Below are 25,535 nucleotides of genomic sequence, written 5' to 3' on the forward strand. Positions count from 1 at the left end.
TATCGGAAAGATAAATAAATTATCAATACGCCTGGATAAGCACCTTGGCAGGAATATGCAAAACTTCATTTAACTTCCGGATCATCGCAAGGCTAAGCTTACGTTTCCCTGATAGTATTTCGGATTTACGTGAACGATAGCCCAATAGTTCCCCAAGTTCCTTTTCAGATAAACCCATCTGATCCAGCCGAAACTTTATAGCATCAATAGGGTTGGGTGAAGGAATTGGATAATGTTCGAGTTCATACTCCTTAACAAGAATGCTCATTACCTCCAATTCGTCAGACATAGGCGAACCTTCCTTAATATCTTGCTGCATCAGTTCATAAATATGGGCTAATGCAGCCTCATACTGCTCTTCGCTTTTAATTGGCTTTAACATAACTTACTGTTTTAGCATTAGAATCCAGACTTACGAAGTTTTTGAAACTTCGTAAGTCTTCAAAGATATCTCATTCAGTACAACAGTAACCGATGAATTTACGATACCGTAATCTCGCCTCTCAAATCCGTTTCCAGCCATTCTTTTACCTGCAAGGGATCATCGCTTTGGCCCAGCAGGTACATCATTTTGGTAACAGCCGATTCAAAGGTCATGTCATAGCCGTTGGCTACGCCGATATCTTTGAGGTGTTTGCTGGTTTCGTAACGGCCGAGTTCAACCGTACCTACCTTACATTGCGAAATATCAAGGATTACCTTACCGCTGTCGATAGCGTTTTTAAGCAAATCAATAAACCAACTGTCGGTTGTGGTATTACCGGCCCCAAAGGTTTCCATTACTATACCCCGCACATCGGCGCTTAAAATGTTCTCAACCACTTTAGGGCTTATGCCCGGGTATAACTTCAATACGCCCACATCATTCACCAGGTTATTGTGTACAATTAACGAGCTTTCGTCTTCAGGCAGCCTGATATCGTTCGCGCTAAAGCGTAAATGAACGCCCGATTCGGCCAATATAGGATAGTTTGGCGAGCGGAAAGCCTCAAACTTTGATGAATTATATTTAAAAGCCCTGTTACCACGGAACAGTTTATAGTCAAAATAGATACAAACCTCGGGCACGCGGGCGCGGTCATTCTTTTTAGCTTTAGCTATTTCAATAGCTGTCATCAGGTTTTCCTTTGCATCAGTACGGATGGCGCTTATCGGCAGTTGCGAGCCTGTGAAAATAATGGGCTTGCCTAAGTTTTCTAACATAAAACTTAATGCCGACGCGGTATATGCCATCGTATCCGAGCCGTGCAAAATCACGAAACCATCATTATCATGATAGTTTGACTGGATCAAACCGGCCAGCTCGCTCCAGATTTCGGGGTTCATGTTTGATGAATCAATGATCTCATCAAACGAGTGTACTTTGATACGGCAGTTAAGCTTTTCAAGCTCGGGCACGTTATCCATTATTTGCTCAAAGTTGATAGGCTTGAGTACCTTTGTAACCGGATCACTCATCATACCTATTGTCCCTCCGGTATAGATGATCAAAATTTGGCTCATTAATTAAGTTTATGCTGTATATAAATATTAAACAATTTTATATTCCGAATACAAGCCTGGAATTTTCGGTAGTGACCTCTGCCACTTTTTCAATGCTTGTTTGGTGAAGCTCCGCCACCTTTTGGGCTATATATACCAGGTACGAGCTTTCGTTAGGTTTACCCCTGAACGGAACAGGCGTAAGGTACGGAGAATCTGTTTCTAAAACGATATGTTTAAGGTCAATTTCCGGTATTACTTTATCAAGCCCCGAGTTTTTGTAGGTAACTACCCCACCTATGCCCAGGTAAAAATTAAGGTCGATCATTTTTTGAGCTTGTTCAAGAGTACCTCCAAAACAATGAAAAATACCTCGTAACTTTTCATCTGCTTCCCCCTTCAGCACTTCGTACACCTCATCAAAAGCATCGCGACAGTGTATCACAATGGCCAGATCAAGGCTTTTGGCCCAGTTGATCTGTTTTACAAACGCATCTACCTGCTCCTTTAAATGCGTTTTATCCCAATAAAGGTCAATACCTATCTCACCTATGGCATAGATCCTGTTTTGCTGATGGGCATTCATGATGACCGAAAGTTCTTCTTCCCAATTCTCCTTTACATCACAAGGGTGTAAGCCCAGCATCGGGTAGCAATATTGAGGATACTCGTTCGCCAAACCATAAACCAACGGAACGGAAGCCGCATCAACATTGGGTAAAAACAAACGGGTAATGTTATTATCGATACAACGCTGCATTAACGCCGCGCGTTTTTCAGAAATGGTTTCGTAGTATTGATGGGTGTGCGTGTCGGTTAAAACCATGCTGCAAAAATAAACCTTGAATACTTAATAACGAATTTATGGCGGTAAAGTATAAATCACTTTAACTAAAAATTACGCCTTATAAACAAAAAACCTCCCGCTTTTGGCGAGAGGTTTCTTCTATCAGTTCTTTTTAGCGGCCGGTTTCTTTGTGCCGGCTTTTTTTAGTGGAGCTTTACCAGCAGCCGGTTTCGGGGTAACCGCGGCATGTTTGCCTGGTTTTACTTTTACCAGTTCGATATCGAATACCAATGTGCTGTATCCGGGTATTTCCGATCCGTAAGGACGTTCGCCATAGGCAAGGTTTGAAGGAATGATGAATGTTGCTTTTGAACCTTCATTTAATAAAAGCAAACCTTCATCCCAACCTGATATTACTCTGTGCTCGCCCAAAACAACGCTTATAGGCTCATATGGGCGGCCTGGTTGTTGTATCCCTGCCGCTTTGGCGTTAGCTTCAATGCTGGTATCAAACAGTTTACCGTTAAGCAACTTTCCGGTATAATTTACCAGCACGGTATCGCCGTTAAGTGGCTTTCTTTTGGTTGTTGGGCTGGTTATCACGTATTTTAAGCCTGAAGCTGTAGTAACAGGTTTAAGACCATGTGCCGTAATATAGCTTTCTCTGTCGGCTGTTTCAGCTTGTTTTAGTTTTTCAAGGCCTGCATTCCTTTCGGCAATGGCATCATTTAACGATTGCACCTTCTCTATCTTTAAAATAAAAGTAAGAAAGCTGCCTTTAGGTAAAAATGGCGGACGGGCTTCTTCATGACCAACAAATACCGAATCGGTTGGAATTTTAACCAGGGCACTGTCTTTTGCTGCAAGCAGCGGGAATATTTCCATCAGATCGCCTATATTTTGCGAGGCCTGCACCTGGGCTTGTACGGGATGCCCTGCCTTATAACTACTGAACAGTACTGAATCTTTATCGGTTTTCTGGATAAAGTTAAAAGTAAGCACATCGTTGATCTTAGCTTTGTTGCCCGGGTTAGCAGTATAGATCTGGTAAAGCGCGCCTTTAGCGGTTTTCTGCAAACCAGCCGTTTGCGCACCTGCATTTAAAGCAAGCGCGGAAAGCGCCGGCAATAAAAAAGAAAAAATATGTTTTTTCATAAGTTATAAATAAAAAAGCCTTTCCCGTTTTAAGCAGGAAAGGCTTTGTAAAACATGATAACTATTTAGTCGTCGGGGTTGGCATTTGCATTTGCGGTGCAACCGGTTTTGGTGCATTTGGATTTGGGTGGATGATATTTACCAGCTCAACTTCAAATACAAGCGGCGTATAAGGCTGCATTTGCTGACTTCCCTGATCGCCATAACCTAATGATGATGGAATAACCAACATCGCTTTAGTCCCTTTATTAAACAATTGAAAAGCTTCGTCCCAGCCTTTGATCACTTTACCTTCACCCACCGGAATACGGATTGGCTGATAAGGGTTCATCGGGTTGATCTGCATCTTTTCTTTTACAGCTACCGCTTTAACACTTGTTTCCAAAACTTTGCCAGTAACAAGCCTTAAAGTATAATTAATTACTGCTGTATCACCTACCGCTACGTTAGCACCACTGCCTGGTGTAGTAACTGCATAATTTAAACCTGATGCAGTTTTTACAAATTTCAGGTCTTTATGTGCATCCAGGTAACCCTGGATCTTAGCAGGCTCTTTACCTTTAAGGGCGTCGGTTTGACCTTTCATGTATTGGGTAACGCGATCGCGGAAAACTTGCTCGGTAAGTGCGCCTTTAGCAACTACCTTTTCAATTTTAATAGTATAAACCAGGTACTTACCTTTAAAGCCCGGCGGGCGTTGCTGACCGCCTTTAAATACCGAATCGGCAGCAATTTTAAAGGTGGCGCTATCACCTTCGCCCAATAATGCTAAGCCAGAAACAATATCTCCCTTCGTTTGAGGTTTAGGCATCAGCGTTGGTATAGGCTGTCCGTTATCATAAGAGTTATTGATAATCGAATCCTTATCGGTTTTGAGGATCATGTTCAGTGTCATAAAGTCACCTTCCTTAACTTTAGGATTGCCTTTTGAGGTGTGGATATTATAAAGCAAGCCGCCTTCGCCCTGCTTAAACCCACCGTTGCAACTTGCAAATCCAATAGCCGCAAGTGACAGAAACATCAGTTTTCTTTTCATCATTACTTTTTTACTGTATTAATAGTTTTTTATATTCTGGTAAAATTTGTTTAAATTGTTGTATAACCTGTTCAAGACTATTCTCAGAATGACCGCCGGCCGCATTGCGGTGACCGCCGCCATTAAAGTATTTTTTGCAAATCTCGTTGGCCGGGAACTCGCCTTTTGAGCGTAATGAAAGTTTTACCCTGTCGCTTCGTTCAACTATGAAAGCAGCCAAACGGATGCTTGCCATCGATAATGCATAATTTACCACACCTTCTGTGTCGCCTGTTTCAACATCAAAACGTTCCAGGTCATGTTTGTTAACCGCAATTATAGCTGTATTAAATTCGGGCAATACCTCCAGGCAATTAGCCAGGCAATGGCCTAAAAAGCGCAGCCTGTTTTCAGATGCGCTATTATACACCAGCTCATGAATGCGCCAGTTAACCGCACCGGCATCTATCAAATCGGCAACTATGCGGTGAACTCCGGATGTAGTGTTGGGAAGCCTGAATGAAGCCGAATCGGTCATAATACCTGTATAAAGGCAGGTTGCCACATCCTTATTTACAAGTTCTTTGTGGTGAAGCTCGTTTACTATAAAATCATATACCAACTGCGCAGTAGCACAGGCATTGATATCCCAGTGCCTGTAATCGTCAAAATCGGCAGGCTCCAGGTGATGATCGATCATGATCTTATAGGCATTACTCTCGCCAACCAGCTCGCCCATGTCATTGATACGGCTCAGCGCATTAAAGTCGAGGCAAAATATAAGTTTCGCATCTGCTATCAGGGCGGCAGCTTCTTCGCGGTGCTCGGTATAAATAATAACATTCTCGTTACCCGGCAGCCAGCTTAAAAAGTCAGGATAATCTGTAGGGGCAATAACCCTGGCATGATGGCCCTGCTGTATCAAATAATTATATAAGCCTAATGACGACCCCATAGCATCACCATCAGGTTTATGATGGGTAGTGATCACTATTTTTTGAGGTTTCGTTAAAAGGTCAGTAAGCGAAGCTAAATCTAACATCAATTCTTAAAAAAGAGTTGCAAAGCTAAATAAATAAATGAAATACAAACCATCTAATTTAATTCAAAAAGCTTTATCTTACAGTAACAAAAGCCTATTTTTGCCGCAAATTTTAAATGTTATCATAAGCATCAGTAAGCTTATATTTTAAAACTAACGTAACAAAGGCATTTAATCTATTAATAACCCAAAAAAGAAACAATTATTTCAATGAAAAACAACAGAACATTTACCATGATAAAGCCTGATGCCGTTGCAGACGGGCATATCGGTGCTATTTTAGACATTATAACCAAAAACGGCTTTAAAATCGTGGCGCTTAAATACACTAAATTATCTGCCGAAAAAGCGGGCCAGTTTTATGAAGTGCACAAAGAACGTCCTTTTTATAATGGATTGGTTGAATTTATGTCATCGGGCCCTATTGTAGCAGCTATTCTTGAAAAAGACAACGCTATTGCCGAATTCCGTAAACTGATCGGGGCCACTAACCCGGCCGATGCCGCTGAAGGTACCATCCGTAACCTGTATGCAAGATCAATTGGTGAAAATGCCGTTCATGGCTCAGACTCTGACGAGAATGCCGACATTGAAGGAAGCTTCTTTTTCTCGGCTTTTGAAAGGTTTTAAGCAACTTATTTCGGGTGTAATTACGTAAACTAAAAGTTACGCCCGAAATTTTTACGTTTTTTTTGTAATTATGGTTACGTTTTTTGTAACTTTACAATATCCACCTAAACAATATTACATATTTTAATCAACCAATAATATCACAAAACATGAAACCATTATTCAAATACATATTTTACGTACTTATATTGGTAATGTTGGTTATTGGATCACTAATGCTTTACAGAACACACCCCGAAGCCCAGCTCGCGCTTATCATTCCCGGTCTGTTCATTCTTGCTTATTCAAAGTTTACGGATGATATCAAATTAAAGCATAACAGCTTACGCATGCTTAGAGGAAGATAATTTCCTCAACAAGCACACTTTTAGCTTCGTTATTTATCTTTTCAATTATCTGGCTGCGCATCAGCATCAATTCATTTTTTATTACTGACGATTCTATCCGCAGGAATAATTTCTTATCGCGCACAAATAACTCTTTGGTGCGATTGGCTACTGATTTGCCTACCAGGTCGGGCCAGGCAGTAATAACGCCGGTTTCGTCAAAACGCCGCTTAATCTTATACACATTAAGCATTTGTTCAATAGCTTCCTTAAGTGTTTTGTCGTTGGTTTTACGCATCAATCGCTCCTCCCTTTACTTTAAATAGTTTAACAGGTACCCCTATTTTATTAAAAATGCTTTCAACCCGCTCAACCCCGGTGTCGGTTATAAAAACCTGGCCAAAATCGTTGTTGGATACCATTTGCATTAATTTGGTAACCCGGCCGTCATCAAGCTTGTCAAAAATATCATCAAGCAAAAGCAAGGGTTTAAATCCTTTTTGCTGGTATAAAAAAGTATATTGAGCAAGTTTAAGGGCAATTAAAAATGACTTTTGCTGCCCCTGCGACCCAAACTTTTTCATGGCCATACCATGGATATTGAATTGCAGATCATCTTTGTGAATACCCGCTGTGGTACGCTCCAACGCCCTGTCACGGTCAAAACTCTTTTTTAATAAATTATTTAAATCACCGGCAAGCAGTTGCGATTCATACACGAGGTCAACATGCTCGGCATTATCGCTCAAAAAACTGTAATGCTTATTAAATATAGTAACAAAACCCTCCATAAAGGCCCGGCGCCTTTCAAAAATGCGATTGCCCGAAGCGTTCAATTGCTCATCAATCACTTCAAACAAGCCGGCATCATATCGCCCTGTATCCGCTACCTGCTTTAAAAGCGCGTTACGGTTGGTAAGGATTTTATTATAGATGATCAACTCATCTAAATAATGGTTATCTGTTTGCGATATCACATTATCGATAAACTTGCGGCGTTCTTCGCTCCCTTCGGTTATGATACTGGTATCGTTTGGTGATATCATTACCAGCGGTAACAGTCCGATATGATCAGCCAGGCGCTGATAATCTTTTTTATTACGCTTAAACTGTTTCTTTTGATTACGCTTTACAGAACAGGCAACAGCGTCGGGCTGGTTATTTTTATTAAAGATGCCGGTGATGATAAAAAAATCGGCACCCTGCTTAATCTGCTGGCTGTCTATCGGGTTAAAATAGCTTTTGCATAAAGACAGGTAATGAATAGCATCAAGCAAATTGGTTTTGCCGGCGCCATTATTACCTGTAAAAGCGTTAACCCCCTCGCTGAAAACAAGTTCGGCCTCATCGTAATTTTTAAAGTTAATAACTGACAGCTGTTGCAGGTGCATGGGATGGCAAAGTTACGTTTTTTTGAGTTGTTCATGGTTCATGGTTAATAGTTCATAGTAATCTTTAAATCTATTAAGCATTAACATCCTTTTTAACGTGTAAAGAAGCTACCAGCGGCTATGAACCATGAACTATTAACCATGAACCACTCTCTTTAAAGATTTAATACAAAAGGTATTGCCAGTAAATTTGAAAACCGTATTTTTGCAAACTTAATTTTAGAACAACAATGTCAAAAACCCAGGCGAACACCAAAATTGCAGCACCAGAAAACAATTTTGGTCAGAGTGGCAAATTTGTACGCGAGAACCAGAAAAGCTTACTATTTATTGTAGGGGCTATTATTGCCCTTATTGCTATTTATTTCATTTACATTAAATTATACTTAGGTCCACGTGAAGTTACTGCCGCTAACCAAATGTACAAAGCGCAGGATTTTTGGCAGCAAAAAAACTGGGACAAAGCCATTAAAGGCGATGCCGGCTTCCCTGGTTTTGAAAAGATCATCAGCGATTACAGCAATACCAAAGCTGCTAACCTTGCTTATTTTTACTTAGGTACAGCTTATTTAAATAAAGGCGATTACCGCAAGGCTATTGACAACCTTACCAACTACCGCGGCGACGATAACATGGTAGCAGCCGAAGCTTTTGGCAGCACAGGCGACGCTTATGTTGAACTAAAAGATTACGAAAAAGCAGAAACTTATTTCAGCAAAGCTGCTGATAAAGCAAAGAATAAATTTTTATCGCCGCTTTACCTTAAGAAGTTAGGTTTAACTTATGAGGCTCAAAAAAATAATAAAGAAGCTGCTGAAGCTTATAAAAGAATAAAAACCGAATATCCTGAAAGCGCTGAGGCTCAAAATATCGACGAGTATATAGCCCGCGCCGAAGCAAAACAATAATTTTAATATCGGATTTGAGAATTTCGATTTCGGATTTATCAGGTTTTAAATACCTTTAAATTCGGAATCGATTTTTTTTTAAGCAGATTTTGATCGTCGATCACAAGGCTTAACAAATCCGAAATCGAACCTTCGAAATAAAAAATATCCGAAATCGAAATTCCCAAATCCGAAATCAAATGGCTACCCATCTTAAAAACCTTTCCGACTTTTCAAATACCGAAATACCATCTGCAGCACCGTACCGTTTTGGCATAGTTGTGGCCGAATGGAATGCCGAAATTACTAATGCACTTTACCAGGGTGCATACCAAAGCCTGATAAGCAATGGCGCACTGGCCGAAAACATTTTTTCATACCAGGTACCAGGCAGCTTTGAGCTTACATCGGGAGCAGAGCTGTTATTAAAAAAGGGCAACCTTGATGCCGTAATTTGCCTGGGATGTGTAATACAGGGCGAAACAAGGCATTTTGATTTTATTTGCAACGCGGTAGCAAACGGAGTAAGTAATGTTGCCATAAAATACTCAAAACCTGTTATATTTGGTGTTTTAACTACTGATAATCAGCAACAGGCCATTGACAGGGCCGGCGGCAAACATGGTAATAAAGGCGACGAAGCGGCCATCACGGCCATTAAAATGGCAGCTCTTGCTGAAACATTAAACAGTTAAAACCCGTTAAAGCAATTAATTTTAGCTCAACATGAAAAAATTAGTTTACATAGCGCTTATAGCCGCGGCAGTTGCAACAGCATCATCCTGCTCAAATAAATTATGCCCGGCTTATGGTTCATATCCTAAAACAGGCCGTTAACAGTTAATTGTCATTTTTAAACCTGTTTAAACACACTACACAGTTTTTGTGTTATAATTACGTTATAGCATTTTAACTATTAATAATATGAACTGGATTTCGTTGGAGACGGCCGATCAGCTAATGGCGATCAAACAACAAGAAGGCTATAGCCTTATATTTAAACATAGCACGCGCTGCTCCATCAGCATGATGGCCAAAAGGCGTTTTGAGCTTGACTGGGATAATCTTCCCGAAAATATGCCCCTTTACTTTTTAGACCTGATCAAATATCGCGACCTGTCAAACCAGGTAGCACAATTGTTCCAGGTACACCACGAATCGCCCCAACTGTTACTCATTAAAAATGGCGAATGCATTCTTGACCAGTCTCACAGCGGCATCTCCGTTGATGAAACTTTAGAGGTGCTGATTTAGATTTTGTTCATGGATCATAGTTCATGGTTCATGGGTTCATAAAGTATTTTTAGTATTAATTACGTTGCTGCAAATGCTGATGACCATTTTGCAGTCATTTGCTGCTACTATGAACTATGAACCATTCCCCATCAACTAAATATTTAACTACATTTGTACCATGATTGAATTGCCGGTAGTTCCTGCTGTTAGCCAGCCTGTACGTAAGCCTGATTGGCTTAGGGTTAAGCTTCCTACAGGAAAAGAATATGCTCACGTACGCAGCCTTGTTGATACTCATAAACTGCATACCATATGCGAAAGCGGTAACTGCCCTAATATGGGCGAGTGCTGGGGTGCCGGCACGGCCACTTTCATGATCCTTGGTAATATTTGCACCCGTTCGTGTTCGTTTTGTGCAGTTGCAACCGGCAGGCCTTTAGCTGTTGATGTTGATGAGCCAAACCGCGTAGCAACTTCTGTAAAACTAATGCAGGTAAAACATTGCGTTATTACGTCCGTCGATCGTGATGATTTGAAAGACGGCGGTTCCATTATCTGGGCCGAAACCATCAATGCCATTCGCCGTGAAAGCCCCGATACTACTTTAGAAACCCTGCTGCCCGATTTTAAAGGCAATTGGGATAACCTTGCCCGCGTTTTGGAAACCAGGCCCGAAGTTGTATCACACAACCTGGAAACTGTAAGGCGCCTTACCAAAGAGGTGCGGATCCAGGCAAAATATGACCGCAGTCTTGAAGCCCTGAAACATATTTCGGAAGCGGGTTTGCGTACAAAATCGGGCATCATGCTTGGATTGGGCGAAACCGAGGAGGATGTTTTAGAAGCAATGGATGATTTGCTGGCTGCAGGTGTTCATATACTTACGCTGGGGCAGTATTTACAGCCTACACGTAACCATCATCCGGTGATTGACTGGATCCATCCCGATCAGTTTGCACGTTATAAGGAATTTGGCCTTCAAAAAGGGTTTAGGTATGTTGAAAGCGGGCCGCTGGTACGCTCATCTTACCATGCAGAAAAACACTTGTTTGAAATGTGATAATTCCTTTATATCTTCATCGGGTTGAGTAAGAAACGAAAAATATCGATGTCGGAAGAAGAACTGGTGTTATCATTGCGGCACCGGGAAAAAATTGCCGTCGAAGCTTTATATGATATGTATTCGGCCTCCTTATTCGGGGTAATATCACGCATTATAAATGACACCACTATAGCCGAAGATGTTTTACAGGAAACTTTTGTAAAAATCTGGCATTCCTTTTCAAGCTACAGTACTGAAAAAGGCCGTTTATTTACCTGGATGGTTAATATCGCGCGCAACCTTGCAATAGATAAGACCAGATCGAAAGATTTTAAGAATCAGAATAAAAACCAGGACATTGAAAATAACGTAACTTTCATTGACGAGCAAAGAAACACGGTTTACAAACCTGAGTTAATGGGGGTTAAAAATTTAGTGCAAACACTAAAACCCGAGCAAAAACTGATCATTGAGCTGGTTTATTTTAAAGGCTATACCCATGTGGAAGCTGCCGAAGAATTGGGCATTCCGTTGGGCACCGTTAAAACCCGGTTAAGAATGGGTATCCAGGAACTCAGAAAACAATTTAATTGAAGTGGAAGATTTAAAAGCATATATTGAAACAGGGATACTGGAGCTTTACGTATTGGGGGATGTTACCCCTGCCGAAAAGCTACAGGTTGAAGAACTGGCTTCAAAGCATCCCGGTATTAGGGCTGAGCTTAACGAAATTGAACGCTCAATGGAACTGTATGCCGGAGAAAACGCGATTGAACCATCTGAACATTTACGCAGCCGTGTATTAGGAAGCTTACTTACTAATTTTGGCGACGATAATGACTTTCCTACACAAACCCATTCAGAACGGGAAAATGTTGTGGTTACACGGCTACCCGACAAACAAAAAGAAATTAATTTTTATAAATATGCATTTGCCGCATGCCTTGTTTTATTGTTAGCAAGCGCGGTGGCTTTGTATAATCTTTACAACCGCCTTAATGATACCAATACCCGCCTAAATGCCATGCAGTTGCAAAACCAGCATTTTAGCACTACCGTTAGCGCAAAGGACAACGAGCTGAACCTTTTAAGAGATACCTCATATAAATTGATCCGCCTGAAAGGAACTAAAAAATCGCCTGAGTCGGTGATGACCGTAGCCTTTAGCCCATCCAAACAAAAAGTGGTGATTGACATGGAAGGCCTTAAATTGCCTGCAAATGACCAGGCTCATCAATACCAGCTTTGGGCACTGGTGGGCGGTAAACCTGTTGATCTGGGTGTATTTGACGCCACGGCAGATTCAAGCGGATTCAAAAATATGAAAGCCATAGCCTCGGCCGATGCCTTCGCGGTAACGCTTGAGCCAAGAGGTGGTAGTCCAGGTCCAACACTATCACAAATGGTGGTAATGGGCAAATTTTAAAGCGAAAAAGGCCTCCCAGGGCTCAATAATGATTAAAAGCTTACATTTTTTCGGATTTATTCCCAAAAAATGTAAGCTTTTCGATTTTTATACGTTAATTACTTGTATTTTGTGTAAACCTAAACTACACTGGTTTAATAATTTAACATTTTTTTAACGAAAACCAAAACCAATTATTAGTTTTTTTGTAACTAATAGGAACGTGCAAACGTCTTATGATTAGTTAGGACATAACGAGAAACAGTGAACCTGGTAAACCTAACTCCCCGGATTTGAGTATTTAGTTCTTTATAAGATCAGTTAATAGTTAATTAAAACGGCTGTATGATACTTGCAGCCGTTTTTTTATGCCCTTAACTTTGCCATAGTAACAGGCAATTGCGCAATGAGCTTACCGGGTAAAACAACATGCATCCGGTTTGGCAATGCGAGTTCATCGCCGGCCTTACCGTGAATGTAGGCACCAATGATGCAAGCCTGATCCGGCGGATACTTTTGCCCAAGCAACGCAGCTATTACGCCGGTAAGTACATCGCCCATACCTCCGCTTGCCATAGCAGCATTTCCTGACGAGTTAAAATAAGCTTTGCCATTGGGTGTAGCGACGATGGTATAATCATTTTTCAGCAGGACACACAAGTTTAACTCCGTTGCCTTTTTTATAGCGGTTTGCAGCCGCTGCCACCAGTTGGTATGTTCGCCAAAAAGCCTGTCAAACTCTTTCATGTGCGGGGTTAAGATGCTTCCCGCGGGTAGCTGGGTTAATAATGTCTTATTTTCAGCAATCAGGTTCAATGCGTCGGCATCAATAACCAACGGTTGTTTATAGTTTTCGATGATTGCTTTTAATAATGTTAAAGCCTCAGCGTCTTTGCCTAAACCAGGTCCCACAGCTATCGAACTAAATTTGTTCCAATCAATATCAGGCAGTTTATCACCGTTCCTGACTATGGCCATAATCTCGGGCTGATAACTGTTTAGCGCGGTTAAACCACTTTCGGGGATGCAGGCGGTTGTCAGGCCGGCCCCTGCGTGTGCTGCAGCTGATGAGCTTAATAGCGCTGCTCCCATGGTTTTTGCCTGCCCTGCAATAATCAGCACATGACCAAATGTGCCTTTATTGCTGAAACGATGACGTGGTTTTAGTATTTGTCTCACATCCTTTTCTTCAACAAGCTGATACGGTGAATTTAACGACTGGATAAATTTTTCATTAATGCCAATATTCACGGCCTCCCAGCAATTGATATAAGGTGCCGATTCTGGTAACAGGAAATTGATTTTAGGCTGCTGAAAAGTAATTACAAGGTCGGCTTTTATTGCAATGGTATCCCTGGCTACCTCCCCTTCCGAAAAAAAACCTGTGGGTACATCAACAGCAACAACTATTCGGCCCAAATCATTAATGAACTTAACCAGCCGTTCATAATTGCCGGTGAGCGGTTTGTTCAAGCCGCTGCCAAGCAGGGCGTCAATAATTACCGAGCTGCTATCCGCCGGGATCGCTTCATCTTTGGCAAGTTCTTTTATAGATACGCAAGTTTGTTTTAGTCTTTCAAAATTGATGTTAAAATCCTCCGATGCCTTATCAGAAAACCGGGCTATTACAACGTTGAGCTTATTATAATGATGATCACATAAAATACGCGCAATGGCAAGCCCGTCGCCGCCGTTATTCCCTGTACCACAGTAAAAAGTTATCGGCTCGTTTTTATCGGGGAAACGGTTAACGAACCAACCCACAAACGCTTTTGAGGCGCGTTCCATCAAATCAATAGAAGCAACAGGTTCATTAGCGATAGTATAAGCATCGCCCTCGCGAATTTGTTCGGCAATTAATAAAGGAAGCATATATCCTAAAGTAAGGATTTAGTGGTTTTGTTTTAAGAGAAATTATTGGCAGATCAACCGAACTGCACAACAAATAATAATATCCAAAAATCCGGCAGCAAAATTTATTTTAACAGACGGACTGGCAAGCTGTTTTACAATAATAAAGTGGCCGTTTCACGAGAATTTAGTTTATCAGAAATGCGGGTATTTAACATCTCTTTTTGGTTTGTTTTCATATTAATTGCTTTTATAATTCTTCAGACCTTGCGAAATATTTGAATAGATAAAATCAATATTTATTACCTTTACATAGCATTTATCTATATTACATGACTATCACACAACTAGAGTATATTGTAGCTGTTGATACCTATCGCAGCTTTGTTTTGGCAGCCGAAAAATGTTTTGTTACCCAACCAACATTAAGTATGCAGGTACAAAAACTGGAGGATACTCTTGGTGTTAAGATCTTTGACCGAAGCAAACAACCCGTTGTACCTACCGAAATAGGAATTGAAATAATTACGCAGGCACGTGTAATGCTGTCTGAGAGCGAAAAGATCAAAGAAATTATATCCGACAGGCAAAAGGAACTTTCGGGAGAATTACGGGTGGGCATTATTCCTACTGTTTCGCCCTATATATTACCCAAAATCATCCATGGCTTTATTGAAAAATATCCGCAGGTAAAACTGATTGTATGGGAACAAACTACCGAAGAGATCATTCAACAGCTAAAACTTGGTATGCTTGACTGCGGCATCCTTTCTACCCCGCTTCACGAAAACAACCTTACCGAAATCCCTGTATTTTATGAAAATTTTGTAGCCTATGTATCCAAAAACAGCAAACTTTCTAAAAAGAAAAATATTGTGCCGGATGATATAGATATGGAGGAGATCTGGATCCTGAACGAAGGCCATTGTATGCGCGAGCAGGTTTTGAATATTTGCCAGCGACGGAAATCAACCCGTGGCTTTCAGCATTTTGAATACAATACCGGCAGTGTTGAAACCCTAAAACGCATGGTCGATCAAAATAACGGGGCAACCATCCTCCCCGAGTTGGCCCTGTCTGAGCTTAGCGAGAAACAACTGGATAAGGTGCGGTATTTTAAATCGCCCGAACCCGCCCGTGAGGTAAGCATTGTGATACAGCGTAACTTTTTAAAACGCCGCATGATTGAAGCACTGAAAGCTGAAATCCTGGAATTTGTGCCAAAGCGGATGAAAAGCAAAAAGAAAAAGGAAGTGATGGATATTTAGTCCTTTTTTATACCTTTTACTCTTTTCATTTCTTTATCAAAGTCGCTTTCAAATTGAGTGGCCTGGAAACTATTAACGCGTTAACCGACAGCGATAATAGCATCTAAAGTCTAAAATGCAGTTACTCAATTCTCACCATCATTGGCAGTTATTTCCAAATTGGAAACAACTGAAGTTTCGTCAAGTTCAGCGCTCTCAAAAATATTTCTCAGATACTTGCTAAAACAATCATATAACTTTAAATCCCTGAATATCAGAAACAACTATCACGCTATTTAGATTTATTATAAATAATTTGCATCGTAACACTTGCCTGACTACTTTTGCGCAGTTATTTATATTTAGTCTAAATAAAATGAATTATCCCAAACCATCTTTCTCAAAAATCTTTTCACTTTCATTTATAGTACTACTAATCGGCACCATTCCGGCCCTTGCCCAGCAAGCCAGGGGCATCCTTAAAGGTAAAATTGTCACCATAAAAAATGGCCCCGCGGAAAACGTTTCAGCAGTACTTAAAGGCACCAGGTATGGTACCATAACCGATGAAAACGGCTTATTTGAAATTAAAGCCCCGCAAGGAAATTATACACTTGTAGTATCCGAAGTTGGTTCAAAAGGACAGGAAAAATCAGTAACGGTAACAGCCGGGCAAACAACTGTACTGCCTGTTATTACTGTTGATCATACTATTCATGGTTTGCAGGAAGTAAATATAAATGCTAATAAAACCAATAAATTTAAACGCTCACGAAGCGAGGATGTTGCCAAAATGCCTTTAAGCAACCTCGAAAACCCACAGGTTTATAATACCATAAGCAGCCAGCTGATGCAGGAACAATTGATATTTTCTGTTGATGACGCAATTAAAAATGCCCCTGGGATCCAAAAAATGTGGGAAGCTACCGGACGTGGCGGCGATGGCGGCGCTTATTATAACAGCAGGGGCTTTATTGTACAAAGTACCATGCGTAACGGCATTGCAGGCATTATAACTAATGGCATTGACGCGGCTAACATCGACAGGATTGAAATTATTAAAGGCCCCTCTGCCACTTTATTCGGAAGTTCTTTAACCTCATATGGCGGCCTGATCAACCGTGTTACAAAGAAACCTTATGATACATTTGGTGGAGAAGTAAGCTTATCTGGCGGCAATTTTGGTTTTTACCGGGGCAGCGCCGATATTAACACCCCGCTCGATAAAGATAAAAAGGTACTCTTCCGTTTAAACACCGCTTTTAATCATGACGGCAGTTTCCAGAACAACGGCTTTTCACGGAATTTGGTTATTGACCCAAGCATTGTTTATAAGCCTACCGACAGGTTAACCATTAGCGCCGATGCTGAATTGTCATATGGCACCAATATCGGAAAATCCATTTTCTTTTTCCCTTACGGACAAACAATCGATGCCCTGGGCTACAGTCGTGCCGATCAGCTCAAGCTCGACTACAAACAAAGCTATCATGGAAATGACCTGGCTCAAACGTCACAAAACAGGAATTTTTATGGCGAAGTAAAATACAAGATCTCCAACGCCTGGACAACACGTACCAACCTGAGCCTAACCCATAGCTATTCGAACGGCTTTGGCCCTTACTACTACCTGTTGCCAGGCGATTCTATTTCCCGTAACGATCAGTCAACCCGCAAAAGTAAAGATGACATGATCGAGATCCAGCAAAACTTTAACGGCGACTTCAAAATAGGTAAATTCCGTAACCGATTTGTAGGCGGCCTGGATTTTTTCAGGGAAAACTCGCAACAATATTTTTTTGGCAGTACGCTCGATACTGTATCTGTAACCGGCAATCAAAACTATAGCAATTTCAACAAAGCGGCGATGGACGCCCTTTATGCTACCGGCATTTATGGTTTTACCTACCCTTCCATGTTTAAACGGAATACCTACAGCGCTTATATCTCTGATGTGTTTAATATTACGGATCAACTGATAGCATCGGCGGGTTTACGCGTAGACAGGTTTGACAACAAAGGCAACTATGACCCAACAACTCAAACCACATCCGGGGCATATAAGCAAACCGCCTTTTCGCCAAAATTTGGTTTGGTTTACCAACCCGTTAAAGACCACATATCGCTGTTTGCCAATTATCAAAACAGCTTTAACAACAAAACCGGTACTACCGAAAACAACCAACCGCTTAAGCCTGAGCAAGCCAATCAAATCGAAGGTGGCGTAAAACTTGATCTCTTCGATGGTAAATTGAGCGGTACGGTAAGTTACTATGATATCAAAGTGAAAGATATCGTGCGCCCTTCCACCATAAATCCCATTCTTTCGGTACAGGACGGAACCCAATACAGCAAAGGTTTTGAAGCCGAAATAATAGCCAACCCAATAATCGGCCTTAACATCGTAGCAGGTTTTTCATATAATGATTCAAAGCTTACCAAAAGCGCCGATGGCGGCGTTGAAGGTCTTCGGCCCGCAACCGCCTCATCGCCATATCTGGCAAATTTTTGGGTAAGCTACAAGTTTCATCAAGGTGCAGTGAAAGGTTTTGGTCTGGGTTTCGGCGGCAACTATGCCAGCGATAATAAGATCGTAAACAGCCGGACCATTGGGGTATTTACCCTACCGGCTTACACCGTATTAGGAGCATCAGCATTTTATGATACTAATAAATACCGGTTTGGTGCTAAGCTTGACAACCTCACCAATGAAAAATACTGGATAGGTTACACCACCATTAACCCTCAAAAACTAAGGAGTTTTGCATTAAGCGCAACCTATAAATTTTAAAACAGCCATTAAATAAAAAGCAGGAGTGTATTAGCTCTTCCTGCTTTAAGTTAATAACCCTGTCATTCCTGTTAATCCTGAATAAAATGTCCAAATCCATACGCTCTTTCTGTAAGCTTCCTCCTCTTTTATTATGGGCAGTTTTGCTGCTCTTCAATATAAAACCCGCGCTGGCCGAGGTAAAACCCGGCACCATAACCGGCACAATCACGACTGCCGATGGCCAAATCGTTCCCGGTGTAACCGTAAGCCTTAACGGTAATGGGATATCTGCCGGCACGGTTACCAGCGAAAGCGGAAGGTTTACCTTTAACAAGGTAAAACCGGGCAGCTACACCATCAAAGTAACGTTTGTGGGCCTGGCTCCTGAAGAAAAAGCAGTTGAACTGGCCGATGGACAACGCGTTACCGTAAACTTTATGCTGCGCGAAAACGCAAACCAGATTGGTGAGGTCTTAATTTCGGGCAGGAAACAAAAATATAAGATCGAAGCACCCTCACCCAGCCTGAGGTTAAACGAGCCTTTACTTGAAGTGGCACAAAACATCCAGGTGGTATCTTCCGACCAGATTAAGGACCAGCAGATCTTTAACATGCTCGAAGGCGTATCGCGCAATGTGAGCGGCTTAACCATGCAGGAGCATTGGGGCAATTATGCCCGTGTAAATGCCCGTGGCGACAGGCTTGCACCTTTCCGCAACGGTATGAACATCGAAGCTACCTGGGGCCCGCTAACCGAGGATATGTCATTTGTTGACAGGATTGAATTTGTAAAAGGCCCTGCTGCATTCATGCTGGCTAACGGCAACCCCTCGGGTTTTTATAACGTAGTTACCAAAAAGCCTACCGGCACTACCAGCCAGGCATTCAGCTTTACTGCAGGCAGTTTTAACAGCTACCGTGCCACTGCCGATTTTGACGGCGTCCTTACTAAAAACGGTAAACTGCAATACCGCCTCAACCTGATGGGCCAGCTTTCAAAATCATGGCGCCCGTATGATTTTACCAACCGTACGGCTATCGCTCCCGTATTACGCTACAAATTCGACAGCAAAAACACCCTCACTGCCGAGTATACCTACCAGTACCAGCGCATGAATGCCTTTGGTACCGCGTACCTGTTCTCCACTGAGGGCTATGCAACACTGCCGCGCAACTTTACTAACGCGCCTTCAAATTCACCATCATCGGGCATCCGGGACCAAAGTGCGTTTTTAACTTATGAGCATACCTTTAACAGCAAGTGGAAAGTTACCGCGCAGGGTGCTTATTTTTATTATAAGCAAACGGCATATAGCTATTGGATAAACAGCATCAACAGCAACGGCGATGTTGACCGTAACCTTGGTTTATGGGATGCCGTTAACAAAAACAAATTTGCCCAGGCTTTTTTAAACGGCGAATTTAATACAGGCAAAGTTGTTCACCGCCTGTTAAGCGGCCTTGATATTGGCGACAAGTACTACATTCCGGATTATTTTCAATCAGGCTCGCTTGATCCTGATCCCGCAAACCCTTTCAATATCCACAATCCAAATAATGGCCCTGTTACTTTACCTGTGTTTGATAGATCGGTGCCACTTAGCGAACGTGGTAAAAACGCTGTAAATACCGAAAAATATCAATCATTTTATGTACAGGATGAGTTGGGCTTTTTTGATCAGAAATTGCGTTTAACTGTAGCCGGTCGTTACACCCATGCCACTACCACCGATCCTTACGCAGGCGATACCAAAGGGCATAAATTTACGCCCCGCTTTGGGTTAAGTGTTAACATTGATCCTGCTACAACTGCTTATGCGGTATATGATCAATCATTTGTGCCGCAAACAGGTAAAATATACAGCGGTCAAAAAGTTAAGCCTATTACAGGCAACAACATGGAGCTTGGTTTAAAACGCGACTGGTTTGATGGAAAGTGGAATACTACCTTATCTGCTTACCAGATCCTTAAAAACAACCAGTTGGTAACCGACCCCGATAAACATGGTGAATCTGCAGCAAATTACGTTTTGCAATTAGGTCAAACTAAAACCAAAGGGGTCGAATTTGATGCCCGCGGCGAAATCATAACCGGCCTCAGCCTGATGGTTAACTATGCTTATACCGATTCGAAGATTTCTAAAGACACCGACCCTGCAAATGTTGGCAATCCTGTTCCCGGCTTTGCAAAACATGTTACCAATGCCTGGTTAACATACCGTTTACAGCACGGCAGCTTAAAAGGTTTGGGCTTTTCAACCGGCTATCAGTGGCAGCTTGACCGCCTGCCATGGAGTCTCGGCACAGGTACTTCTGATCTGCCAAACTACTTCCGTTTAGATGCAGGCGCATCCTACCAGATCAAGAAGATGAGTTTTGCGTTAAATGTAAATAACGTGCTTAACAAATACCTTTATTCAGGTGGTCATGAGGGGTTGAGCACCGACGGCAAAACTGTTTATAGCTGGCAGGCAGAAGCACCAACAAACGTACGTTTAAGTATCGGTTACAAATTTTAATGAATGACACCTTTTAAAAAAACACTGTTGTTTATACATCGCTGGCTCGGATTTATATCCGGGCTGGTAGTATTTATAGTGAGTATAACCGGTTGTATCTTTTGCTTTCAGGACGAGATCCAGGATGCGATACACAGTTACCGTAAGGTTGAGGTACAAGATAAACCCTACATAGCACCATCAATACTTAAGTCCGAAGCACTGAAAGGCCGTAAAGGCGCTACGGCCAGTTATGTTTACTATTACGGTACCGGTCGTCCTGCGGGGGTGTTGGTAACGGACAAGAAAGAGGGCCTCCTTTTTGTATATCTGAATCCTTATACAGGTAAGATCACCCATACCGAAAGCCCCGCTTCAAACTTTTTTATTATTGTTGAATACATTCACCTGTACCTGTTGCTCCCGGCTAATATCGGCACCCTGGTAGTAGGCATATCGGTTATAATTTTTGTGGTGCTGATGATCACCGGCATAATACTCTGGTGGCCCAAACGTAAAAGCGACCGTAAACGCAGCTTCACTATTAAGTGGGGGGGCCGCTGGCGCCGTGTTAATTACGACTTACATAATGTTTTGGGCTTTTATGCCACCAGCGTGGCCATCATATTGGCTATAACAGGTCTGTCAATATCATTTGACTGGATGCGTGAAGCTATTTACACAGCCGCTAATTTGGGCAAAGCGCATCCCGAAGAAAAGGTAGTTTTCAAGTCCGATTCGTTGTTGAACGGCAAGATGGATACTACCCAGGTTATCAACAAAGCATATTTATCAGCCAAAGCCGCCTCGCCAAATGCCGAAATGTTTTTGATTTATGACGATGCTGCTAAAGCGGGTGCCATAGGCGTAACCGCATATGCGCAAGCGTTACACTACTATAAAAGTGATAGCTATTCCTTCGATAAATACACCGGCAAATTATTGAACCGCACCGCGCATGAGCAAAAAAGTGCCGGCATGAAAATGAATAATATGAATTATGATGTTCACGTAGGCCAAATATTAGGCCTTCCCGGTAAGATCATCGCTTTTTTGGCCAGTTTGATTTGTGCAAGCTTGCCAATCACCGGCTTTATCATCTGGCTCGGCAAACGCAAAAAATCCAAATCAAAAAAGGTAAAAACGGTGGTGCATAGAAGGACGGTAAGGCAGCATTTGCTAACCGACCGTTGATTTTTGATACACTGATTACGTTGATATTCTTTCGCTTCCTGGTATAATTCCCCTTTTAGGGGGCTGGGGGGCCAATAACCACCTCATCATCCAGCGGATGCCCGGTGCAGGTCAATATCCATCCTTGTGCAAGGTCCGCTTCAGTAAGTACATCATTCTTCACCATTTCAACTTTGCCGCCGGTGCATTTAACCATGCAGGTAGAGCATATTCCTCCCCGGCAGCTATAAGGTAAGGGGATATTGTTTTGCAAAGCAGCCTGCAGTATGGATTGGTTTTCGCCCACCACAATATCATGTAGCTCGCCACGGTATTTTATTTTGATGTTTTTAGGTGGAAAGTTAGTAAAGCTGCTTGTTACGGCAACTGTTTCGAGCACAAAATTTTCGCGGCGGATCTTTGCCTGATCAATCCCCATATACACCAGGTCGAACCGGATCATACGCATATAAGCGAAGGGGCCGCAGAGGTAAAATTCAGCATTTGCCAGGTTAAAGCCGCCGTATTGCTTCACCAGCTTTTCTACCTTATCGGGGTTGAGGCGGTTACCTTCGCTGCTAAGCAGGTAAATGATTGTCAGCCTTTCAGGGTATTCGGCTGCCAGTTTATCCAGCTCATTTTTAAATAAAATGGAAGCCGCATTTTGATTACTATAGATGAGGGTTAGCCTGCTTTTACCCTCCCGGCTCAAAATATATTTCAGTTGCGAAAATATAGGGGTAATGCCGCTGCCGCCCGCAAATAAAAACAGATCCTTTTCCTGCTGATGGTCACTGATGGTAAAACGACCGGCCGGGGCTAATGCCGTTAACTCATCGCCTTCCTTTATTTTGGTGAGCATAAAACGGGAGATTTCACCATTGGTAATGCGCTTGATAGTTATTGCAAGGTATTGTTCATCGGGCGACGAGCTTAACGAATACGAGCGCCTGATCTCTTCCTGCCTGTGGTTAAATATCAGTGTGATGAACTGCCCTGCTGTATAAGGGATAAGATTACCATCAATACTACTCAAATAAAATGTAGCCGTATCTGGGGTTTCCCATTTTATGCGTTCAACTTTTAGTTTTAAAATCTCTTCGGTCATCAATTGATGGCGTTATTGTTTATCTGCAAGCATTTTGCGGATAACGCTGTTCTTTTTGCCGTAAGTATAGTAGATAACCAAACCAATTGCAAGCCAAATGACCAAACGCAACCAGGTATCGCCGGGTAGAAACGTCATCATGGCAAAACAGGTCAGGATACCCAGCACCGGCACCAATGGCACAAGGGGTGTTTTAAACGGCCGGTGAATATCAGGCTGCTGCTTTCGTAAAATAAGCACACCGGCGCAAACCATAACAAATGCCAGCAGGGTACCAATACTGGTCATTTCACCAACCACGCGTATCGGAACAAATGCGGCAAAGAGGGCTATAAAAGCGCAAAGCATAATATTCGATTTCCAGGGTGTGCGAAATTTGGGATGCACTTCTGAAAAAACCTTCGGCAGCAAACCATCTTTCGACATAGAGAAAAACACACGCGATTGGCCTAACAGGTCGACCAAAATTACCGAGGTATAGCCTATTAAAATAGCCAGCACAATAGCTTTGCTCAACCACTGGTAATGCGTTTTTTCAATGGCGATGGCAACCGGTGCGCCCGAGCCTATAAATTCCTTATAATTGGCCATGCCGGTCATTACGTGTGCAAATACAATAAAGAGTACCGTACAGATCAGTAGCGAGCCGATGATCCCGATGGGCATATTGCGCTGCGGGTTTTTGGCCTCCTGCGCCGCGGTTGATACAGCATCAAACCCAATAAATACAAAAAACACTAATCCCGCCCCTCTCAATATGCCCGACCAGCCATAATCACCCCAAACACCGGTGTTTTGCGGAATATAGGGGTGATAGTTTTGCGGGTTAATAAATGACCACCCAACCGCGATAAACACCAACACCACGCCCACTTTCAAAGTTACAATAATGGCATTAACCAATGCCGAACCTTTTGTACCCCGGATAATGATACTGGTAACCAAAATCACAATGAGCGCAGCGGGCAAATTGATGATCCCGTTAATGATATCACCATTTGCTGCTTTTGCAGTTTCAAAAGGCGAAAGTGTAAGCTGTGGAGGCAAATACAGATCAAACCACGACAAAAACTTAGTAAGGTATTGCGACCAGCTGATCGCCACTGTTGCTGCGCCAACGGCATATTCAAGCGCAAGGTCCCAGCCTATGATCCATGCAAAAAGCTCGCCCATGGTAGCATACGAATAGGTGTAAGCGCTCCCCGCAACAGGTATCATAGCCGAAAACTCGGCATAACAAAGGGCAGCGAAAGCACAGCCAATAGCAGCAATTAAAAAAGAAATGGTTACCGCTGGCCCCGAATGCTGTCCCGCCGCTATACCGGTTAAGGAAAATAAACCAGCCCCTATAATGATGCCTATCCCAATTAAAATAAGGTTAACGGGCCCAAGCGAGCGTTTTAATGAATGTTCCCCCTCCTCCTTCGATTCGCGGAGCAGGGTTTCTATGGGCTTTTTGATCATAATATAAAAAAGTCCACAAAGTTAGTAGATTATGGGAGAGGTAAGGAATGGGGATATAATTAGAAGGTAAAATAAGAATTAAATAAAGATATGTCATTGCGAGCGTAGCGCGGCAATCTCGTAGTCAATGCATGTCCGATTTGTATAGCTACGAGATTGCCGCGTCGCCCCGGGGCTTATACCCGTTTCGCTCCTCGCAATGACATTTTTTGAGCCTGTTGATTAAAACAGAAGCGGCAGAACCATCAGATCCTGCCGCTTTTGTTTATGAGCTTAAATAATATTAAGCGGTTGCTTTTGCGTAAAGCTCGGCAACGTGGTTCCAGTTGATCACATTCCAGATAGCTGCTAAGTAATCCGGACGACGGTTTTGATATTTCAGGTAGTAAGCATGCTCCCAAACATCGATACCTAAAATTGGGGTACCTTTAACGTCAGCGATGTCCATTAATGGGTTATCCTGGTTAGGAGTTGAAGTTATAGCTAATTTTTTATCAGCAGTAACAATTAACCATGCCCAGCCAGAACCAAAACGGGTTGCACCGGCTTCAGATACTTTAGTTTTGAAATCGGCAAATGAACCGAAAGTGCTTTTGATAGCATCAGCTAAAGCGCCTGTAGGCTCGCCGCCACCGTTTGGTGATAACAAGGTCCAGAACAAGGTATGGTTGTAGTGACCACCGCCATTGTTACGCACAGCAGCGGGGAATTTAGAGATATTTTTAATGATATCGTCGATATTGCTTTCAGCCTCAGGCTTACCTTCCAAAGCTTTGTTTAAGTTGGTAACATAAGCCTGGTGGTGTTTGCCATGGTGAATTTCCATGGTCAGTTTATCAATGTGCGGTTCCAGAGCATCAGTAGCGTAGGATAACGCCGGTAGGGTAAATGCCATAATTTTAGTTGTTTATTTTAAAGTTTACTGTTTGTTGTGACGTAACAAATATAAGCGTTGATTGAAGTTTTTGTTCTAAATAATTGTCATGTTTTCTTTAGTTCATAGTTAATGGTTCATGGATCATA

General features: G+C 42.3%; 24 protein-coding genes. 12 read left to right on the plus strand and 12 right to left on the minus strand.

What is annotated here, in order from left to right; all coding sequences use genetic code 11:
* Positions 1-22: 22 nt before the first annotated feature.
* From ACEN82_RS23025 to ACEN82_RS23050, 6 genes are all read right to left on the minus strand, one after another.
* The gene (locus tag ACEN82_RS23025; RefSeq protein ID WP_413321165.1) at positions 23-382 is read right to left on the minus strand and encodes a helix-turn-helix domain-containing protein; all 360 of its coding nucleotides are present in this window, start codon (positions 380-382) and stop codon (positions 23-25) included.
* A 98-nt stretch (positions 383-480) separates the two neighbouring features.
* On the minus strand, positions 481-1,503 hold the full coding sequence (locus ACEN82_RS23030; RefSeq protein WP_090530955.1) for an asparaginase: 1,023 nt from the start codon (positions 1,501-1,503) through the stop codon (positions 481-483).
* A 37-nt stretch (positions 1,504-1,540) separates the two neighbouring features.
* Positions 1,541-2,308: a TatD family hydrolase gene (locus tag ACEN82_RS23035; RefSeq protein WP_413321164.1), complete on the minus strand. Its 768-nt coding sequence runs from the start codon at positions 2,306-2,308 to the stop codon at positions 1,541-1,543.
* A 123-nt stretch (positions 2,309-2,431) separates the two neighbouring features.
* Positions 2,432-3,424: an FKBP-type peptidyl-prolyl cis-trans isomerase gene (locus ACEN82_RS23040; protein ID WP_413321163.1), complete on the minus strand. Its 993-nt coding sequence runs from the start codon at positions 3,422-3,424 to the stop codon at positions 2,432-2,434.
* 61 nt (positions 3,425-3,485) lie between these two features.
* Positions 3,486-4,463: an FKBP-type peptidyl-prolyl cis-trans isomerase gene (locus ACEN82_RS23045; RefSeq protein WP_090530965.1), complete on the minus strand. Its 978-nt coding sequence runs from the start codon at positions 4,461-4,463 to the stop codon at positions 3,486-3,488.
* 7 nt (positions 4,464-4,470) lie between these two features.
* Positions 4,471-5,481, minus strand: coding sequence for a DHH family phosphoesterase (locus ACEN82_RS23050; RefSeq protein WP_413321185.1), 1,011 nt, complete (start codon positions 5,479-5,481; stop codon positions 4,471-4,473).
* A gap of 210 nt (positions 5,482-5,691) precedes the next feature.
* Here ACEN82_RS23050 and ACEN82_RS23055 point away from each other — a divergent pair, with 210 nt between their 5' ends.
* Together ACEN82_RS23055 and ACEN82_RS23060 are read left to right on the plus strand one after the other, a co-directional pair.
* On the plus strand, positions 5,692-6,111 hold the full coding sequence (locus ACEN82_RS23055) for a nucleoside-diphosphate kinase (protein WP_188834249.1): 420 nt from the start codon (positions 5,692-5,694) through the stop codon (positions 6,109-6,111).
* 149 nt (positions 6,112-6,260) lie between these two features.
* Positions 6,261-6,458, plus strand: coding sequence for a hypothetical protein (locus tag ACEN82_RS23060; protein WP_413321162.1), 198 nt, complete (start codon positions 6,261-6,263; stop codon positions 6,456-6,458).
* On the opposite strand, the gene ACEN82_RS23065 is transcribed toward ACEN82_RS23060, so the two are convergent.
* Positions 6,445-6,735 (minus strand): DciA family protein, encoded by a 291-nt coding sequence (locus tag ACEN82_RS23065; RefSeq protein WP_090530976.1) that lies wholly within the window; start codon positions 6,733-6,735, stop codon positions 6,445-6,447. The genes ACEN82_RS23060 and ACEN82_RS23065 overlap by 14 nt on opposite strands.
* On the minus strand, positions 6,728-7,828 hold the full coding sequence (recF, locus tag ACEN82_RS23070) for a DNA replication/repair protein RecF (protein ID WP_413321161.1): 1,101 nt from the start codon (positions 7,826-7,828) through the stop codon (positions 6,728-6,730). Before recF ends, ACEN82_RS23065 begins: the two co-directional genes overlap by 8 nt.
* 230 nt (positions 7,829-8,058) lie before the next feature.
* Here recF and ACEN82_RS23075 point away from each other — a divergent pair, with 230 nt between their 5' ends.
* The 6 genes from ACEN82_RS23075 (at position 8,059) to ACEN82_RS23100 (ending at position 12,419) form a co-directional block, all read left to right on the plus strand.
* Positions 8,059-8,736: a tetratricopeptide repeat protein gene (locus ACEN82_RS23075; protein WP_090530982.1), complete on the plus strand. Its 678-nt coding sequence runs from the start codon at positions 8,059-8,061 to the stop codon at positions 8,734-8,736.
* A gap of 179 nt (positions 8,737-8,915) precedes the next feature.
* The gene (ribH, locus tag ACEN82_RS23080; protein WP_413321160.1) at positions 8,916-9,410 is read left to right on the plus strand and encodes a 6,7-dimethyl-8-ribityllumazine synthase; all 495 of its coding nucleotides are present in this window, start codon (positions 8,916-8,918) and stop codon (positions 9,408-9,410) included.
* A 229-nt stretch (positions 9,411-9,639) separates the two neighbouring features.
* Positions 9,640-9,969 carry a bacillithiol system redox-active protein YtxJ gene (ytxJ, locus tag ACEN82_RS23085; protein ID WP_090530987.1) on the plus strand — a complete coding sequence of 110 codons (330 nt, stop codon included), beginning with the start codon at positions 9,640-9,642 and terminating at the stop codon, positions 9,967-9,969.
* Between the two features lie 160 nt (positions 9,970-10,129).
* Positions 10,130-11,011 carry a lipoyl synthase gene (gene lipA / locus ACEN82_RS23090; RefSeq protein WP_090530990.1) on the plus strand — a complete coding sequence of 294 codons (882 nt, stop codon included), beginning with the start codon at positions 10,130-10,132 and terminating at the stop codon, positions 11,009-11,011.
* A gap of 48 nt (positions 11,012-11,059) precedes the next feature.
* Positions 11,060-11,587: an RNA polymerase sigma factor gene (locus ACEN82_RS23095; RefSeq protein ID WP_413321159.1), complete on the plus strand. Its 528-nt coding sequence runs from the start codon at positions 11,060-11,062 to the stop codon at positions 11,585-11,587.
* A gap of 1 nt (position 11,588) precedes the next feature.
* Positions 11,589-12,419 (plus strand): anti-sigma factor, encoded by an 831-nt coding sequence (locus ACEN82_RS23100; protein WP_413321158.1) that lies wholly within the window; start codon positions 11,589-11,591, stop codon positions 12,417-12,419.
* 345 nt (positions 12,420-12,764) lie between these two features.
* Here ACEN82_RS23100 and ACEN82_RS23105 read toward each other — a convergent pair whose 3' ends face one another.
* Positions 12,765-14,270 carry an NAD(P)H-hydrate dehydratase gene (locus ACEN82_RS23105; protein WP_413321157.1) on the minus strand — a complete coding sequence of 502 codons (1,506 nt, stop codon included), beginning with the start codon at positions 14,268-14,270 and terminating at the stop codon, positions 12,765-12,767.
* Between the two features lie 311 nt (positions 14,271-14,581).
* Here ACEN82_RS23105 and ACEN82_RS23110 point away from each other — a divergent pair, with 311 nt between their 5' ends.
* From ACEN82_RS23110 to ACEN82_RS23125, 4 genes are all read left to right on the plus strand, one after another.
* Entirely contained in the window at positions 14,582-15,517 is a 936-nt protein-coding gene (locus ACEN82_RS23110; RefSeq protein ID WP_091172769.1) for a hydrogen peroxide-inducible genes activator, read from the plus strand.
* A 355-nt stretch (positions 15,518-15,872) separates the two neighbouring features.
* Positions 15,873-18,287 carry a TonB-dependent siderophore receptor gene (locus ACEN82_RS23115; RefSeq protein ID WP_413321156.1) on the plus strand — a complete coding sequence of 805 codons (2,415 nt, stop codon included), beginning with the start codon at positions 15,873-15,875 and terminating at the stop codon, positions 18,285-18,287.
* An 86-nt stretch (positions 18,288-18,373) separates the two neighbouring features.
* Entirely contained in the window at positions 18,374-20,788 is a 2,415-nt protein-coding gene (locus ACEN82_RS23120) for a TonB-dependent siderophore receptor (RefSeq protein WP_413321155.1), read from the plus strand.
* 3 nt (positions 20,789-20,791) lie between these two features.
* Positions 20,792-21,961: a PepSY-associated TM helix domain-containing protein gene (locus ACEN82_RS23125; RefSeq protein ID WP_413321154.1), complete on the plus strand. Its 1,170-nt coding sequence runs from the start codon at positions 20,792-20,794 to the stop codon at positions 21,959-21,961.
* A gap of 55 nt (positions 21,962-22,016) precedes the next feature.
* Here ACEN82_RS23125 and ACEN82_RS23130 read toward each other — a convergent pair whose 3' ends face one another.
* From ACEN82_RS23130 to ACEN82_RS23140, 3 genes are all read right to left on the minus strand, one after another.
* Positions 22,017-23,048 (minus strand): 2Fe-2S iron-sulfur cluster-binding protein, encoded by a 1,032-nt coding sequence (locus ACEN82_RS23130; RefSeq protein ID WP_413321153.1) that lies wholly within the window; start codon positions 23,046-23,048, stop codon positions 22,017-22,019.
* A 12-nt stretch (positions 23,049-23,060) separates the two neighbouring features.
* Positions 23,061-24,512: an amino acid permease gene (locus ACEN82_RS23135; protein ID WP_413321152.1), complete on the minus strand. Its 1,452-nt coding sequence runs from the start codon at positions 24,510-24,512 to the stop codon at positions 23,061-23,063.
* 283 nt (positions 24,513-24,795) lie between these two features.
* Entirely contained in the window at positions 24,796-25,407 is a 612-nt protein-coding gene (locus ACEN82_RS23140) for a superoxide dismutase (protein ID WP_413321151.1), read from the minus strand.
* Positions 25,408-25,535 lie beyond the last annotated feature (128 nt).

The sequence above is a fragment of the Mucilaginibacter sp. Mucisp73 genome, from assembly GCF_059491465.1.